This is a genomic window from Pseudomonas sp. TYF_14 (assembly GCF_043105275.1).
Lineage (GTDB): Bacteria > Pseudomonadota > Gammaproteobacteria > Pseudomonadales > Pseudomonadaceae > Aquipseudomonas > Aquipseudomonas alloputida.
In genome coordinates, this window is record NZ_JBICLK010000008.1 from 1 (window position 1) to 15,527 (window position 15,527).

The 15,527-nt window shown below is 61.1% G+C and carries 18 protein-coding genes and 1 pseudogene; 14 read left to right on the plus strand and 5 right to left on the minus strand.

The genetic code is table 11. The features are described from left to right. Window positions 1-555, plus strand: a 555-nt coding sequence (dapF, locus tag ACF8O8_RS02905; protein ID WP_392509217.1) for a diaminopimelate epimerase, incomplete at its 5' end; no start/stop codon positions are given. A 301-nt stretch (window positions 556-856) separates the two neighbouring features. On the opposite strand, the gene ACF8O8_RS02910 is transcribed toward dapF, so the two are convergent. After that, window positions 857-1,483, minus strand: a complete 627-nt coding sequence (locus tag ACF8O8_RS02910; protein WP_392509218.1) for a tyrosine-type recombinase/integrase — start codon at window positions 1,481-1,483, stop codon at window positions 857-859. Between the two features lie 417 nt (window positions 1,484-1,900). On the opposite strand from ACF8O8_RS02910, the gene ACF8O8_RS02915 reads away from it, so the two are divergent. After that, on the plus strand, window positions 1,901-2,470 hold the full coding sequence (locus ACF8O8_RS02915) for a DJ-1/PfpI family protein (RefSeq protein WP_392509219.1): 570 nt from the start codon (window positions 1,901-1,903) through the stop codon (window positions 2,468-2,470). A 107-nt stretch (window positions 2,471-2,577) separates the two neighbouring features. Here ACF8O8_RS02915 and ACF8O8_RS02920 read toward each other — a convergent pair. After that, window positions 2,578-2,733 (minus strand): annotated as a pseudogene (locus tag ACF8O8_RS02920) (DNA polymerase V subunit UmuC); the annotation flags it as partial. Between ACF8O8_RS02920 and ACF8O8_RS02925 the strand changes: the two are divergent. From ACF8O8_RS02925 to pbpG, 3 genes are all read left to right on the plus strand, one after another. Then, a complete protein-coding gene (locus tag ACF8O8_RS02925; RefSeq protein ID WP_232014127.1) occupies window positions 2,733-3,062 on the plus strand; it encodes a tyrosine-type recombinase/integrase in 330 nt (109 codons plus the stop codon). The pseudogene ACF8O8_RS02920 and the gene ACF8O8_RS02925 overlap by 1 nt on opposite strands. A 20-nt stretch (window positions 3,063-3,082) precedes the next feature. Beyond that, window positions 3,083-4,062 (plus strand): IS5 family transposase gene (locus ACF8O8_RS02930; protein ID WP_392509220.1). Its coding sequence is split into 2 segments (ribosomal slippage): window positions 3,083-3,473 and window positions 3,473-4,062, totalling 981 coding nucleotides; the frame shifts between segments, so codons are not numbered across the junction. Between the two features lie 364 nt (window positions 4,063-4,426). Continuing rightward, entirely contained in the window at window positions 4,427-5,353 is a 927-nt protein-coding gene (gene pbpG / locus ACF8O8_RS02935) for a D-alanyl-D-alanine endopeptidase (protein WP_010954624.1), read from the plus strand. Between the two features lie 266 nt (window positions 5,354-5,619). Here pbpG and ACF8O8_RS02940 read toward each other — a convergent pair whose 3' ends face one another. Beyond that, complete coding sequence (locus ACF8O8_RS02940; protein WP_010954625.1) at window positions 5,620-6,066, minus strand: hypothetical protein; 447 nt, start codon at window positions 6,064-6,066, stop codon at window positions 5,620-5,622. 174 nt (window positions 6,067-6,240) lie between these two features. On the opposite strand from ACF8O8_RS02940, the gene ACF8O8_RS02945 reads away from it, so the two are divergent. The 9 genes from ACF8O8_RS02945 to ACF8O8_RS02985 all read left to right on the plus strand — a co-directional run bounded on the left by ACF8O8_RS02945 (window position 6,241) and on the right by ACF8O8_RS02985 (window position 13,778). Then, on the plus strand, window positions 6,241-7,575 hold the full coding sequence (locus tag ACF8O8_RS02945) for a lysine N(6)-hydroxylase/L-ornithine N(5)-oxygenase family protein (RefSeq protein WP_010954626.1): 1,335 nt from the start codon (window positions 6,241-6,243) through the stop codon (window positions 7,573-7,575). 175 nt (window positions 7,576-7,750) lie between these two features. Further along, window positions 7,751-8,944, plus strand: coding sequence for a PepSY domain-containing protein (locus ACF8O8_RS02950; RefSeq protein ID WP_010954627.1), 1,194 nt, complete (start codon window positions 7,751-7,753; stop codon window positions 8,942-8,944). Beyond that, entirely contained in the window at window positions 8,941-9,474 is a 534-nt protein-coding gene (locus tag ACF8O8_RS02955; protein WP_392509221.1) for a thiamine pyrophosphate-binding protein, read from the plus strand. Before ACF8O8_RS02950 ends, ACF8O8_RS02955 begins: the two co-directional genes overlap by 4 nt. Next, window positions 9,471-9,791, plus strand: a complete 321-nt coding sequence (locus tag ACF8O8_RS02960) for a hypothetical protein (RefSeq protein WP_010954629.1) — start codon at window positions 9,471-9,473, stop codon at window positions 9,789-9,791. Before ACF8O8_RS02955 ends, ACF8O8_RS02960 begins: the two co-directional genes overlap by 4 nt. Beyond that, a complete protein-coding gene (locus ACF8O8_RS02965; protein WP_010954630.1) occupies window positions 9,788-10,357 on the plus strand; it encodes a DUF6162 family protein in 570 nt (189 codons plus the stop codon). The genes ACF8O8_RS02960 and ACF8O8_RS02965 overlap by 4 nt, the downstream gene beginning before the upstream one ends. Window positions 10,358-10,373: 16 nt before the next feature. After that, the gene (locus tag ACF8O8_RS02970) at window positions 10,374-11,276 is read left to right on the plus strand and encodes a metal ABC transporter substrate-binding protein (RefSeq protein WP_019436719.1); all 903 of its coding nucleotides are present in this window, start codon (window positions 10,374-10,376) and stop codon (window positions 11,274-11,276) included. Next, window positions 11,273-12,019 (plus strand): metal ABC transporter ATP-binding protein, encoded by a 747-nt coding sequence (locus ACF8O8_RS02975; protein WP_392509222.1) that lies wholly within the window; start codon window positions 11,273-11,275, stop codon window positions 12,017-12,019. The genes ACF8O8_RS02970 and ACF8O8_RS02975 overlap by 4 nt, the downstream gene beginning before the upstream one ends. Further along, the gene (locus ACF8O8_RS02980; RefSeq protein ID WP_010954633.1) at window positions 12,019-12,918 is read left to right on the plus strand and encodes a metal ABC transporter permease; all 900 of its coding nucleotides are present in this window, start codon (window positions 12,019-12,021) and stop codon (window positions 12,916-12,918) included. The genes ACF8O8_RS02975 and ACF8O8_RS02980 overlap by 1 nt, the downstream gene beginning before the upstream one ends. Continuing rightward, the gene (locus ACF8O8_RS02985; RefSeq protein ID WP_392509223.1) at window positions 12,915-13,778 is read left to right on the plus strand and encodes a metal ABC transporter substrate-binding protein; all 864 of its coding nucleotides are present in this window, start codon (window positions 12,915-12,917) and stop codon (window positions 13,776-13,778) included. The genes ACF8O8_RS02980 and ACF8O8_RS02985 overlap by 4 nt, the downstream gene beginning before the upstream one ends. An 83-nt stretch (window positions 13,779-13,861) precedes the next feature. Here the strand turns inward: ACF8O8_RS02985 and ACF8O8_RS02990 are convergent, their stop codons facing one another. Both ACF8O8_RS02990 and ACF8O8_RS02995 read right to left on the minus strand, forming a co-directional pair. Continuing rightward, window positions 13,862-14,914, minus strand: coding sequence for a DUF1615 domain-containing protein (locus ACF8O8_RS02990; RefSeq protein ID WP_392509224.1), 1,053 nt, complete (start codon window positions 14,912-14,914; stop codon window positions 13,862-13,864). 26 nt (window positions 14,915-14,940) lie between these two features. Then, window positions 14,941-15,492 carry a hydrolase gene (locus tag ACF8O8_RS02995; RefSeq protein WP_392509225.1) on the minus strand — a complete coding sequence of 184 codons (552 nt, stop codon included), beginning with the start codon at window positions 15,490-15,492 and terminating at the stop codon, window positions 14,941-14,943. Window positions 15,493-15,527: the final 35 nt, after the last annotated feature.

Here is a 15,527-nt window from a genome sequence, read left to right on the forward strand (position 1 = left end):
AATATCGTGGCCGGTTCACCCTTTGAAATATCGACCAAAGGGGGGATCGTCACCTGCCAGGTACTCGACAACGGGCAGCGGATTTCGATCGCCATGGGCCAGGCTGCTTTTGCCAATACTGCGGCGTTCACCGTTGACGTGGACGGCACACCTTTGCAGTTGCATCCGGTTTCGATGGGCAACCCCCATTGCGTGGTGTTCGTGGATCAACCGACTGAAACGCTGGCACGACAGTTGGGACCGCTCATCGAGCGATTGTCGATCTTCCCCGACCGCACAAATGTTCAGTTCGTGCGGGTAATCGATCGTCAGACGCTCGAGGTGCAGATCTGGGAACGGGGGGTCGGCTACACCCTTTCCTCCGGCACCAGCAGTTGCGCTGCTGCGGCAGTCTCGCGTCGACTTGGACTGGTAGGTCCTCGGGTAGCGGTCAACATGGCCGGCGGCGTCATCATGATCGAACTGGACGACGACTATCACGTGTTGATGCAAGGGCCGGTATGCAGGGTCGGCCTCTACTCGCTGGACAGTGAATGCTTGGCTCAGGCGGACTGAGTACCGGACATGAAGGCGGGGAGCGAACTGTACTGAATGACGTCTGGATCTGAGGCGACATCGTAAATAGTGGCTAGCCTCATCAGAGCGTGAAGCGGACAGCTATCCGAGAAGGTGGCCGTTTCACGCCTCATGATCTGCAAGCGCAGCCCCCACCGGGCTGGCATAGTCCAGGAAGCAGGCGTAACTCTGTTCGTAGCCGGCTATCGGACGATGAGGCCGGAACAGGCTAAAGTGCCTTGATCAATGCCCGTTTTGGGTCGAATCGCGACGGTCATACCTCGACCGTCGCTGGACGCTGTCAGACCTCCGTCTGCTCTGCCATCTCCAATGCGTCATCGACTTCAATGCCCAGGTATCGCACCGTGCTTTCAAGCTTTGTATGGCCGAGCAGGAGCTGAACTGCTCTCAAGTTCTTTGTCCTGCGATAGATCAGCGATGCCTTTGTACGTCTCATCGTGTGGGTGCCGTACATAGCAGGATCTAGCCCAATAGACTTTATCCACGCTTTGACGATTCGGGCGTACTGCCGGGTGGAGAGATGCACTGAGGCGTGTAGCCGGCTTGGGAAAAGACAATCCTCGCTGTGGAGTTGGGCTTGATGTATCCAGGCCTGTAGGGCCAGCCGCGTTTGCTCTGTAATTTCAAACTGTACGGGACGTTGGGTTTTCTGCTGCATCACTATCGCCCGCGATGACACGTGCTCCCCATGAGCAACGTCGCGTACGCGAAGCTTGGTCAGATCGCAGGCTCGTAGCTTGAGCTTGCTATCGATGGCCAGATCGAAAAGGGCTAAATCACGAGTTTCCTCCGCGATTTGGAGCCTTACCCGAATGGCCCAGATATCTTTCAGTCGGAGCGGAGCTTTCTGCCCGACCAATTTTCCTTTGTTCAAAGGCTGATGGCTGCTGGTCGTAATGGCGTTCATGGCTTGTCCTCCATGTGAGGTAGGACAAGGATGATCAACCCAATCCAGAGGCGCTAACCGACCCATTGTTGTCCTTCGTGGAGAACAGTTATCGGCCAAACGCGGTCACTTACTGAAGACAAAGTCTGAGGAGCTCACTAAATGCCCCCGGCGGTCTGGAGTCAATTGCGTGTTATCTAAGATGCGTCAGCTTCGCTTTCGCCCTCATAATCGTAGTCAATCAAGCTTGCCGACACTTGACAAATTTCAAATTACCCTAAGGCCCTGGTGCCAGCAGCACAGTATTCTTAATTTCGATATTGAATCCAATATCGCGACCGGGAACATCATCCTCCCTTCTATGAGCACCGCTAGCTGAACCTTGATGTCTGTTTGAAGCCGCCGTACGCTATCGGCATTCATGGAGGAATCTGGCTGATGGCACGCGTGGGTTTGATACTGACACCGGGTTTTGCTGACTGGGAATACGCATTCATTGCTGGAACTGCGTCTCCATTTTACAGGATCGACGTCAGGTTTTTCGCACCTACTACAGGGCCGCTCCACTCGCAGGGCGGATTGGCTGTAACTGTCGATAGTGGCTTGCAACAATGCCTGGACTGGAAACCGGACGTTGTTGTCGTGATTGGAGGAATGGTCTGGGAGCGTACAGAAGCTCCGGATATTCGAGACTTTCTTCATGCTAGTCGTTCAAGTGGAGCGACAATTGCTGGCATCTGTGGTGGAACGCTGGCACTTGCGAGAGCCGGGCTACTCGACACGGTTCCTCATACCTCGAACAGCGCTGACTTTCTGCAAAAAAATGCCGTAGGTTATGACGGGCGCACGCGCTATCGAAGCAGTGCAGTAGCTGTGGTTGCAGACCGCATCATAACTGCTCCAGGCCCTGCACCCGTTAGCTTCACCTGCGCAGTGTTCGAAGGTGCCGGATTATCTTCAGCGCTCATTTCTCAGTTCAGATCAATGCTAGCAGCGGAACATGGATGACCGCCTCGTTCCACAAATCAGCCCATCAGGTAATGTCTTCGACGGTCCTCTTCTGGCCGTTAGCTGTCCTTTTTTAAAGGCAGATGTAGATCGAATGCAGCCACTCATTGCTTGAGCGCAAACAAGTCCTCTGCCAACTCACCGGGTTGCCGCAAGTCCATCAGCAGCACCTCTGCCTTGCTGTACCGAAAACCGGGCCTGAAGATACGGTCGACCGCCTTTGAGGCAAATCGGGTCATCCGCAGCGTGTCGCAGGTTGGGTATGCGCACGGGCGAGATTATGTCGCTGCGCCGGGATGAGGTCGACGTCGAGAAAAAGACGGCTCACATCTGCCGGATCGTGGTTGAAAAGCAGGCAGTCGAGCGGACCAAGACGAAATACACCCGCACCGTAATGTTGAACAGCCGGGCTCTTGGCGCACTGGCAAGGGCCAGAGAGATCGCGCAATACCGCTCGAAGCAGAAGCGCCGCGTCTCGACGGAGTCGCCATTCATCTTCCAGCCTTCTGGCTCGTCACCACGAATCCAGCGTTCATTGCTGGGCAGCTTAGGGAATCTACGAACAAGTCCCGGGTATGCGAAAATCGCCTGACCACCTGATCCGAGCCTCCCATGAGCCAGATGAGCTTTTCCGACTTCGAGTACGCCGGCAAGCGCAAGCAAACCCGTCGCGAACGCTTCCTTGCCGAGATGGATCAGGTCGTACCCTGGGCAGGTCTGCTCGGCCTGATCGAGCCGTTCTACCCCAAGGCCGGTGGCGGTCGAAAACCTTACCCACTGGAAACCATGCTACGCATTCACCTGCTGCAGAACTGGTTCTCCCTCAGCGATCCGGCCATGGAAGAAGCGCTCTACGAAATCACGCCCATGCGTCAATTCGCGCATCTGACACTGAGCGCGCCGATCCCTGAAGACACCACGATCATGAACTTCCGGCACTTGCTGGAGAAGCATCAATTGGCACCTGCCATCCTCGCGGCCATCAACGGTTATTTGCAGGAAAAGGCCTGTCGTTGCGTCAGGGCACGATCGTCGACGCAACCATTATTCATGCCCCAAGCTCGACCAAGAACAAAGATGGCGAGCGCGATCCCGAGATGCATCAGACCAAGAAGGGTAACCAGTATTTCTTCGGTATGAAGGCCCACATCAGCGCTGACGTTGAGTCGGGACTGGTTCATCACGTCCATGGCACCGCTGCCAATGTGGCCGATGTCACCCAAGTCGCTGAACTGCTCCACGGGGAAGAAAACGCAGTCTATGCGGACGCAGGTTACACCGGTGTCGAGAAGCGTGAAGAGCACGAAAATCGTGACGTGATCTGGCAAATCGCGGCTCGGCGCAGCACGTATTCCAAGCTGAACAAACGCAGCCTGCTGTACAAAGCCAAGCGCAGGATCGAGTACTGCAAAGCGCAGACACGTGCCAAGGTTGAGCACCCGTTTCGGGTCATCAAGCGCCAGTTTGGTTATGTGAAAGTACGCTTTCGTGGGCTGATGAAAAACACGGCCCAACTGACCACGCTGTTCGCCCTGTTGAACCTGTGGATGGCTCGAAAACGACTGATGGGTTTGGGTGAGTTGCGCATTTAACACGAAGAACCGGGCAGAAAACGCTCTGCCGCACACTGCGTCATGCCGTTTTCAGGGAATAGCGCTGATTGCTTGGTGAATTACGGCCTGCCATCGCTGCGCGGCAAGTTGATCGGAGCATCCTTAGGCGCTCGGTGCAGGTACTTCTCTCGACCTACGCCAAGTGGTTGAATTCTGCCAACGATTGGACGGAACTGGCGAAGCTGGAAAAGAACGTAATGGGTACAGGATTAAATATCGTTCACTTTGCGCCCTTTAGGCATAAGGCATTCGACAGCAATTCAGCCATACTCCAAAATGCATCGGTTTTAGGGGGAAAACCCTTGCACAGCCAACGACATACCAACTTTTAGTGAGCCTCAACGTGAAAACATCCCTGTCCATCCTCAGCCTGCTGCTGTTGCTCACAGGTACCGCGACCCTTCCGTCGACTGCTGCTGCACAACCCCCGGCCCAGGTTCAACGTGACCCCTCCAAACTGCATCTGGCTTCAGGCAGCGCTCTGCTGATCGACCTGAACAGCAACCAAGAGCTGTATTCAAGCCATGCCGACCGCGTGGTGCCGATCGCTTCGGTGACCAAACTGATGACGGCGATGGTGGTGCTGGATGCCAAGTTGCCCATGGATGAAATGCTCACCATGACCATTGCCAACAACCCGGAGATGAAAGGTGTGTACTCGCGCGTGCGCCTGGGCAGCCAGCTGGACCGCCGCGAAACCCTGCTGATTACCCTGATGTCGTCGGAAAACCGTGCGGCCAATAGCCTGGCCAACGCCTACCCCGGCGGCTATCCGGCGTTCATCAAGGCAATGAATGCCAAAGCCCGCAGCCTGGGAATGGCCCACACCCGCTATGTTGAGCCGACCGGCCTGTCGACGCAGAACGTATCCACTGCCCGCGACCTGGCCAAGCTGCTGATGGCCTCGCGCAAGTACCCCATGCTGAGCGAGCTGTCGACCACGCGCGAAAAGACCGTCGCCTTCCGCAAGCCCAACTACACCTTAGGCTTCCGTAACACCGACCACCTGGTGAACAAAAGCAACTGGGATATCAAGCTGACCAAGACCGGCTTCACCAACGAGGCCGGGCACTGCCTGGTACTGCTGACCCGCATGGACAACCGCCCGGTGGCCATGGTCATTCTCGATGCCTTTGGCAAATACACCCACTTCGCCGATGCCAGCCGCATGCGTCAATGGCTGGAAACCGGTAGCGCCAAGCCGGCACCGGCGGTGGCCATGCAATACAAGGCCGACCGGCAGAACAAAGGACGGTTGGCGGCCGAATGACCGCCATATCCTGGAACGTGCGGGCTTGTCCGCGAAGCAGACAACGCGGCGGATAGCACGGGCTTCGTCCGTGTTCGCGAGGAAACCCGCGCCTACGACGGCCTGCGCCCAATCACCAATGTGTATCCACCCCCAATCAGGTGTAGGAGCGGGTTTACCCGCGAATACGGTCGCGGCGGCAACGGTGAACGGCGGGTGGAAATTGGCCAGCAGAGCCGGCCCATTCGCGGGTAAACCCGCGCCTACAGCGGCCTGTGCATGTCCAGTCAGGCCGTAGCGCTGACCATACCTCCCGCACTGCTGCCGCCCTCTTGCTGCAACAGCTCCAGCAACTGCGCCGTGGCCGCCATGATCTGCCCGTTGAGGGTGGCAATGCTCGCCTGCTTGGCACCTATCGCTGCCGCCTTGGCAGCCTCGTCCATCTTGCTGCTCTGCAATGCCGCCAACTGTTTCTGCTCTTCTGCCAGTTGCTTCTGCAGATCCTTGATCAACTGACGCAGCTCGCTCACAGCCCCCGATTCGCCACTGCCTTCAGCGTCGGTGGATTGCGCCTGGCTACCCCCCGACACCTTCATTCTGTCACTGCTGACGCTCAACGGCCCCACCGCCTCACCGGCCTGTTTCGCCTGTTCACGCTCGTTTGCTGCATTCGCGCTCAGCGTCTGTGCTGAAACACCATTGATCATCAGGTTGCTTGCCGTGATGCCGCTCATGTCGATTCCCTGCCTGAAAGATGGGTCCTTGCCGTAACCAACACATCGGCCGCCTCACGCTGTTCTTTAGCCCGCTTAAATTCCCCCTCGGCTGGCTCGTTCCAACTCATGTACTTGCGCAGGAGCCGGAGCCCCGGCGGGCGTCCATATTCGACCATTCAGGGAATCGCAGCCATGAGCCAGTCCTCACAGCAGGAAACCATCAAAGACATGATCGGCGTGGGCTTCGGCCCCTCCAACCTGGCCTTGGCCATCGCCCTGGAAGAGCTCGCCGAATCCCGGGGCCATGCGCTCGACGCACTGTTCATCGACAAGCAGCAAGACTACCACTGGCACGGTGAGACCTTGGCTACCCAGAGCGAGTTGCAGATCTCGTTCCTCAAGGACCTGGTGTCGCTGCGCACCCCGACCAGCCCGTACAGCTTCGTCAACTACCTGCACCAGAAGCAGCGCCTGGCCGACTTCATCAACCTCGGCACCTTCTACCCCTGCCGCCTGGAGTACAACGACTACCTGCGCTGGGCCGCCGAGCATTTCACCTCCCAGGCGGTGTATGGGCAGGAAGTGTTGCGCATCGAACCGCACGTGCATGCAGGCCGGGTCCAACACCTGTGCGTGATCACGCGTGACAGACAAGGCCGCGAATACAGCCGCCCCACCCGCTCGGTGGTGGTGGGCAGCGGTGGCACACCGAAAATTCCGGAAAACTTCGGCGCCTTCAAGGACGACCCGCGAGTGTTCCACCACTCTCAGTACCTGAGCAGCCTGACCAAACTGCCGTGCACGGCTGGCAAGCCCATGCGCATTGCCGTGATCGGCTCAGGCCAGAGCGCCGCCGAGGCGTTCATCGACCTCAACGACAGCTATCCGTCAGTCAAGGTCGACATGATTCTGCGCGGCTCGGCCCTCAAGCCCGCCGACGACAGCCCCTTCGTCAATGAGATCTTCTCGCCCGACTATACCGACCTGGTCTACAACGAACCGGCCGACCAGCGCAGCAAACTGCTGGGCGAATACCACAACACCAACTACTCGGTGGTCGACCTCAACCTGATCGAGCGCATCTACGGCATCCTCTACCGGCAGAAGGTTGCCCATCAGCACCGCCACAATGTGCTGTGCCGGCGCCAGGTGGAAGCGGTGGTGGCCACCCGCGAAGGCCTGGAACTGACCCTGCGCGACCTCGCCACCGGCCAGCAGCAAACCCACCGCTACGATGCCGTTATCCTCGCCACCGGTTACGAGCGCCGTTCGCACCGTGAATTGCTGGCGCCGCTGGCCGATTACCTGGAGGACTTCAGCGTCGACCGCAACTACCGCGTACTGGCCAGCCCCGACCTGCAAGCCTCGGTGTACCTGCAGGGCTTCTGCGAAAGCAGCCACGGCCTGAGTGACACCCTGCTTTCGGTCCTGCCAACCCGCGCTGCGGAAATTGGCCGAGCGCTGTACCAGGATCTGGAGCAGCTGCACGAAAAACCCCAAGCAGCAGTGGCGCTGACCCGCGCCTGACCCCTCTGCAACCCGCCATCAAGACCGGACTGATGCCTCGTGCGCAGTCCGGTTTTTGTGCTTTGAAACATTTAGTTTCATTTTAACCTGCAGGTTTTCAATTCTCATTCGTCCTTATCAGTACAGCACTCTTTGGTTGGCACACGCTCGACCACCAATAGCAGAAGACCGTCTGATGGCCAAATCACCGAAAAAATCCAAATCCAGGCTGTGGTTCCTGGTCCACAGCTGGCTCGCCTTGCCGATCTGGTTCTTTGTCCTGATCGTCTGCTTCACCGGCATGCTCGCCGTGGTCAGTCAGGAAATCGTCTGGCTCGCCGATCCGGCCGCACGCGCCAACAAGCCAGACGCGGACACCGAGCGCATGAGCTTTCAGCAGGTACTGGAGGCCTTGAACAAGGCCGAGCCGGACATGGTGGTGGAGCGCCTGAGCCAGCCGGATGGTTCGCACTTCGCGGTAAAAGCCAATGTCACCCTGCCTGACGGCACCAGCCCGACGCTGTATGTAAACCCCTACACCGGAACCATTCAGGGCAGGACCCCAGACTTCAACTTCGAAGCCTTCACCCGCGCCCTGCACGGCTGGTGGCTGGTGCCGTTCACCAACGGTTTCAGCTGGGGCTGGTACCTGGTATCGCTGCTCGGCCTGCCGATGCTGGCCTCGCTCGTCACCGGCCTGGTGGTTTACAAGAAGTTCTGGAAAGGCTTTTTCAAACCCGTGCGTACCGGCCATGGTTCGCGAATTTTCTGGGGTGACCTGCACCGTCTGTCCGGGGTGTGGTCAATCTGGTTCATTGCGGTCATTTCCATCACCGGCACCTGGTTCCTGATCCAGGCGATCCTGTCTGACAACCACATCACCATTTCCAGCCGACCCATCGTGCCGGTGATCGCCCGTGAGGAGGTGCCGCAAACGCCAGATGGCAGCCCCGCCTCGCGCATCGACCTGGACGAAGCGGCGCGCCTTGCCGGTCTGGCGATCCCGGGGTTGGAAGTGACCTCCATCACGCTCCCCGCCACTGCCTACAGCCACGTCACGCTGTCTGGCCCGGGCTGGTACCCGTTGATGTTCCAGAGTGCTTCGGTGAATCCGTACACACGCAATGTCGACAGCCAGTTCCTGATCAGCGACCGTTCGGCGCTGGAGTTCGTCACCGAGTCCATGCGCCCGCTGCACACTGGCGACTTTGGCGGTTTGCCGATCAAGCTGGTGTGGTTCTTCTTCGGCCTGATCCTGACCCTGATGGTGCTCAGCGGCCTGCTGATCTGGACCAAACGCACCGCCCAGGCCACCGCCGCGGCCCTCAAGCGCAGCGAGCGCGCTCCACGTGCGGCACACAGTGAAACCACCGTGGAGATCCACTCATGAGCCAGGCCCTGCCCGCCAGCCCGCTGAAGCAGCTTTGGCTGAAGTGGCGTTTTCACCTGAACATCCTGCTGATCCTGATCCCGCTGGGCTTCATGCCCAAGTACTTCGCCGACGCCAGGCTGTTCCGCGGCGAAGCGGGCCTTGGCGCCAACGTGATCAGGGACATCCAGGTCGGCCCCTACAGCCTCGACCTTGCCGAACTGCGTGACGAGGCGCCACGCGCCGACGGCCCGGCCGGCTACTTCAAATCGTTCAATGCAGCGTTGTGCAAGGCCTGCATAAAGGACGTCAAGGCCACCTACCTGCGCATCGGCAAGCCACGCAGCCTGCGCGCCGCCGGCACCATTTTCTTCGGTGCACCGTACAACATGGGCACCTCGTTGCCGATCCCGCCGCGCACCAAACCCGATGCGCACATCTGGATCACCCTGGAAGGCTGGGACGGCAGCATGCACCAGGCGTCGATCCCCCTGGCCAAGGCATCGCCAGCCACCGTTGCATGGCTCGAGAAACAAGGAGGCAACAAATGAAACACCTGATACGCACCCTGACGCTGCCCTTCCTGATACTGGCTGCCAGCCCGGCGCTGGCGCACAACCCGATGTGCGAATGTGAGGAACTGGCCAACGGCCAGGTCAAGTGCACCGGCGGTTTCTCGGACGGCAGCGGTGCCCCCGGGGTGACCCTGGACGTGATCGGTTATGACGAACAGGTGCTGGTCGGCGGCAAGCTTGGCGACGACTCGACGCTGACGTTCAAGCGCCCGGACGGCGAATTCTATGTGCTGTTCGATGCCGGCCCCGGGCACGTGGTTGAAGTGGACTACGCCGATATCGCCCAACCATGAGCCGCGCCCAAGTCATTCGCCCGGCCGGTGCCGGGCACGAAACCCTGTACGTGCTGCTGGCAAGCCTGCTGATCGTGGTACTCGCCGCCAGCGTGGTGCTGCTGCGCGGTGAGCGCGAGGACGAACAGGCCATCGCCAGCTACCAGATCGACGCCCGCCGCGACCTCACCGCCGCCGAACAAGGCCTGTACACCGACCTGCGGGTAGCCTTCGACGAGATCCAGCTACTGCGCGAAGAAAACGCCGTCACGCCCAGCGTAAAGGCCCTGGCCGAAGAAGGCCTACCGCCGTTCGTGGTCGATGCCGGCAGCCAGAGCCGTGGCGGCCACCAATGGTCATGGCTGGAATCTGGCGCCTACCTGGGCCGCAGCCAGGCCCCGGAAGTTGCCGGCAGCCTGCTGCTGATCCTGCCACCCGACAGCACAGGCCAAGCCGATGTCTGGCTGCGCCGCGACAGCGCCGCCGTGATCCCGGACGACCTCGGCCAGGCCGCCCTGATCGCCGCTGGCTGGCAGCAGGTGGTCAGCCACTACGACGCCGGTGTTACCCGCGAACACCGTCACTGAACCCAAGGACCCGCCCATGTTTCGCTCCGCCCTCGCCCTGCTCCTGACCCTTGCCCTGCCGGCACTGGCCCTGGCCGATAACAGCAAGCCGCTGCGAATCGGCATCACCCTGCACCCCTATTACAGCTACGTGAGCAATATTGTCGGCGACAAGGCCGAGGTGGTTCCCCTGATTCCGGCGGGCTTCAACCCGCACGCCTACGAGCCGCGGGCCGAGGACATCAAGCGCATCGGCACACTGGACGTGGTGGTGCTCAACGGTGTTGGCCATGACGATTTCGCAGACCGCATGATCGCCACCAGCGAAAAACCCGACATCGCCACTATCGAAGCCAATCAGAACGTGCCGCTGCTAGCGGCCACCGGCATTGCCGCGCGCGGTGCCGGCAAGGTGGTCAACCCGCACACCTTTCTGTCGATCAGCACCACCATCGCCCAGGTGAACAACATCGCCCGTGAACTGGGCAAGCTCGACCCGGACAACGCCAAGCTGTACACGCAGAACGCCCGTGCCTACGCCAAGCGCCTGCGCGCCCTGCGTGCCGAGGCCCTGGCCAAGGTCACCGAAGCCCCTGGCGCAACGTTCCGGGTCGCTACCATCCATGCCGCCTATGACTACCTGGTGCGCGACTTCGGCCTGGAGGTGACCGCTGTCGTCGAGCCGGCCCATGGCATCGAGCCCAGCCCGGCGCAGCTGAAAAAGACCATCGACCAGCTCAAGGCGCTGGACGTGCGGGTGATCTTCTCGGAAATGGACTTCCCGTCGGCCTATGTCGAAACCATTCAGCGTGAGTCCGGTGTGCGCCTGTATCCGTTGACGCATATCTCCTACGGCGAGTACACCAAGGACAAGTACGAGGTGGAAATGAAGCGCAACCTCGACACGGTGGTCCGCGCCATTCAGGAGAACCGCGCATGACCGCTGCCGCCAAGCTGGCGACAGCCTGCGGGCCGCGCATCGAGTTCACTGGCATCGACCTGACCTTGGGGCGCACGCGCATCCTCGAACAGGTCAGTTTCAGCGTGGCAGCAGGCAGCGTGCACGCCATCGTCGGCCCCAACGGCGGCGGCAAGAGCTCGTTGATCAAGACCCTGCTCGGGCAGATGCCACACCAGGGCCAGCTGACCTTGCATTGGCCTGGTGAGCGCGAAGTGATTGGCTACGTGCCGCAGGCACTGGAGTTCGACCGCGGCCTGCCCATGACCGTGGACGATTTCATGGCCGCCATGTGCCAGCGCCGCCCGGCCTTCCTCGGCCTGTCGCGGCGCGTGAAGCCGGCCATTGATGCAGCCTTGGTTCAGGTTGGCATGCTCGACAAGCGCACGCGGCGCATGGGTGCACTGTCCGGCGGTGAGCGCCAGCGCGTGCTGCTGGCCCAGGGCCTGATCCCCGAGCCGCAGTTGCTGGTGCTGGACGAACCGATGTCGGCCCTCGATGAAGCCGGAATCCAGGTGTTCGAACAGTTATTGCAGGGCTGGCGCCAGGCCGGCACTACCGTTCTGTGGATCGAACATGACCTGGAAGCCGTGTTGCGCCTGGCGGACCGGGTAACAGGCCTGAACCGACAGGTGCTGTTCGATGCGCCGCCTGCCCAGGCCCTGACCCCGGAGCGTCTGCTCGGCCTGTTCTCCGTTCACCCGCGTAGCGAGAGCCTTGCCTGATGAGTTTTGAAATCTTTCGCCAAACGGTCCAGGACTGGGCCACTGCCGGTTATCTGCCCGAGGCGCTGGCCTACGGTTTCGTGGTCAATGCCTTGCTGGCCGGCCTGATGATCGGCCCGGTGCTGGGTGGCCTGGGCACCTTGGTGGTGGTCAAGCGCTTTGCGTTCTTCTCTGAAGCGGTCGGCCATGCGGCGCTGACCGGCGTGGCCATCGGTATCCTGCTGGGTGAGCCCTATACCGGCCCTTACGGCAGCCTGTTCGGCTACTGCCTGCTGTTCGGCATCCTACTCAACTTCCTGCGCAACCGTACCGGGCTGTCGCCGGACACACTGATTGGCGTGTTCCTGTCGGTGTCGCTGGCGCTGGGCGCCAGCCTGCTGCTGATGCTGGCAGGCAAGATCAACGTGCACATCCTCGAGAACGTGCTGTTCGGTTCGGTGCTGACCGTTAGTGCCCAGGACTTGCTGGTACTGGGCATCGTCGCGGTGCTGGTGCTGGCCTTGGCGCTGCCGCTATACAACCGCATCATGCTGGCCAGTTTCAACCCGCAGCTGGCGGCTGTACGCGGAGTGGCGGTGAAGACCCTGGACTATCTGTTCGTGGTGCTGGTGACGTTGGTGACCGTGGCTGCGGTGAAGGTGATCGGGGCCATCCTGGTCGGTGCGCTGCTGGTCATCCCGGCCGCCGCCGCTCGCCTGGTCAGCCAGTCGCTCAAGGGCTTTTTCTTCCTGTCGGTGCTGATTGCCACCATCAGTACCCTGTTCGGCATCCTGCTACCGATCGTTTTCGACCTGCCGGTGCCGTCAGGGGCCGCGATCATCCTGGTCGCCGGCATCTGCTTTGCTCTGGCCGCTCTGGCCCGCGCGCTCGTTCCCCGCCTGCAAGGAAACCCGGCATGAACTTCAAACACCTGACCCTGGCGCTGGCACTGGCCGGCCTGCCGTCCCTGTCTTTCGCTACGCAAGTGCTGACGACCCTGCCGGTCACTCATAGCCTGGCCAGCGCCTTGCTCGAAGGCACTGCGGTGCAGCTCCAGCGGGCGGCACCAGCCAACCTGCCTGCCAGCCGCCAACCGTCGTATTTCAGCGGGCGTGGCGGCGCAGGCCTGCACAAGGCCGCCCAGCAGGCAGATGCGGTGATCGGGGTGCGTTCGATCTGGCGTGATGACCCGCTGTACCCGATGGCCCGACGCAGCAATATCCGCATTGTCGAGATCGATGCCGCGCGACCGGTGGATGGCGCACTGCCGGGCATTGCGGTGAACGGTGACGATGCCTATGGTGCTTACCCTTGGCTCAACCCGACCAACCTCGGACGCATGGCCGACGTGGTGGCCAATGACCTGGAGCGCCTGGCGCCTGACGACAAGGCAAGGATCCAGGGCAACCTGGCAGGGCTCAAGCGCCAATTGCTGGAGCTTTCGGCCAGCAGCCAGACGCGGCTGGCCAAAGTCGACAACCTGACGGTGGTGAGCCTGTCGGAGAGGCTGGGATATCTGGTCAACGGGTTGAACCTGGATGCGGTCGAGCAGCCACTGCCGGCCGAGTGGGATGCGGCAGCCCTCAAGGCGCTGGGGGAGAACCTGAAGGCGCAGGACGTGGCGCTGGTGCTGGACCATCGTCAGCCTGAATCGGCAGTGGCCGAGGTGATCAAGGCGGCCGGGGCCAAGCTGGTGGTGGTGGAGAGTGACCCTGAAGATGCGATTGCGGGGCTCATAGCCAGCGTTGACCAAGTGGTTGGGGCATTGGGCGGGCGCTGATCAGACAGGCCCGCGCGGTGGATGGCACGGGCTTCGCCCGTGTTCGCGGGTAAACCCGCTCAAGGATCGCGGTTGCTGCCAGGCTAACGCTTCATGCACCGCTGATAACGCTCATCCACCCGCCCGGCAAACCAGGCCGTGGTCAGCTTGCGGGTAATCTTCGGGCTCTTCAGCTCGATGCCCGGTAGCACTGCGCGGGGCACCGGTTTGCCGGCTTTGGCATCTGCCAGGGCAAACACCCCGCTGTACAGCTTGCTGTCCTCGAACGCCAGGCTGTCGGCCTCCTCCAGCTGGCTTCGGATCTGCGGGTTACGCAGCCCCAGCTTCACCCCCAGCTTGCGCGCGGCCAGTTCGGTGGTCCCCGGCATGATCGCCCCCGGCGCCACCAGGTCGCCGTCCAGTGCCAACTTCACCCCAGTGACCTTGCTCAATGCCGCCTGGAATGCCGCATTGCGACTGGCGTACCAGCCCGCGTTGAAATCGGCGAAACGGTATAGCTGGCGCTCGTAGTTGGCCGGGTAGCCCAACAGGTGGGCAATACCGAAGTACATGCCGCCGCGCCGGCTGAACACTTCCTGGCGAATCGTGCCTTCATGGCTGTAGGGGTAATCCCTTGCATGCTTTTCGGCGAAGTCGATGCTGACCTGCATCGGCCCGCCGGTGTGCACCGGATTCAGCCCGTTCAGCAAAGTCTTGCCCAGCGGCAGGCGTGCAACGACTTCGTCGTACAGTTCACTCAACTGCTTTTCGCTGCGCACCGTCTGCAACCGCTGCTGGTAGCTCTTGCCGTTGCCCGACGGCGTCTTCAGCGCACCGTCGACCAGCAGTTTGGGAATATGCAGGCGCGCAGCGCGGCGGTCGATCTCCTGGCGGGCTATACGCCCAAGGTTGGGCACCTGTGGGTCCGCAGTGAAGGTCGACTCCTGTTCGGTCACCGCCAGCACTGCGCACAGGTTGCTTTTACTGGGCGCTATGCGCTGGGCTTCGAAGGCTGCCTGGATATCCTTGGCCCAACCCTCGCGGTCCTTGACCTGGGCGGGTAACAGCCGCAACAGCTGCGCACGGACTTTCGCCGGGTCCGCTTCGGGCGCTTCTTCGCGGCGCCCGGCACAGCCTTGCAACAGCACCAGGGCCATCACCGAAATGGCCAGTAACCGGCCGTTCAGGGCTGTTCACCGATCAGGTAGGTTTTGCTGATGTGGCGGAACTGCGGGTGCCCGGCACTGCCCATCAATTCGAACAACACCATCTCGCGGGTCACTACCTGCGCGCCGGCAGCCCCCATGCGGGCCAGGCCTGCGGCCTTGCTGGCCAGGGTGCGGCTGTCGCAGGCATCCTCGACCACGAACACTTGCTTGCCCAGCGCCAACAGGCCGAGCACGGTCTGCAGCACGCAAACATGGGTTTCCATGCCGCAGACGATCACCTGCTCACACGCCATCAAACTGGCTGGCAGGCACTCGGCAGCCACGCAGGAAAAGTGACTTTTTTCCACCACTTCGGCTGCCGGCGCTACGGCCAGCAGTTCGGCCAGGGTATGACCCAGGCCTTTGGGGTACTGCTCGGAAATCACCGTCGGCAGCGCCAGCTCAGCAGTCGCCGCCAGCAACCAACGGGCCCGTGCCCGAGTGCCTTCGGGGTCGCTCATGGCACCGATCAGCTTTTCCTGGATGTCGACGACCAGTAGCGTGGCCTTGAGTGGATCGATCAGCATTGTCTGCCTCTTGCCTGGGAAAACCCTAGCCTCCC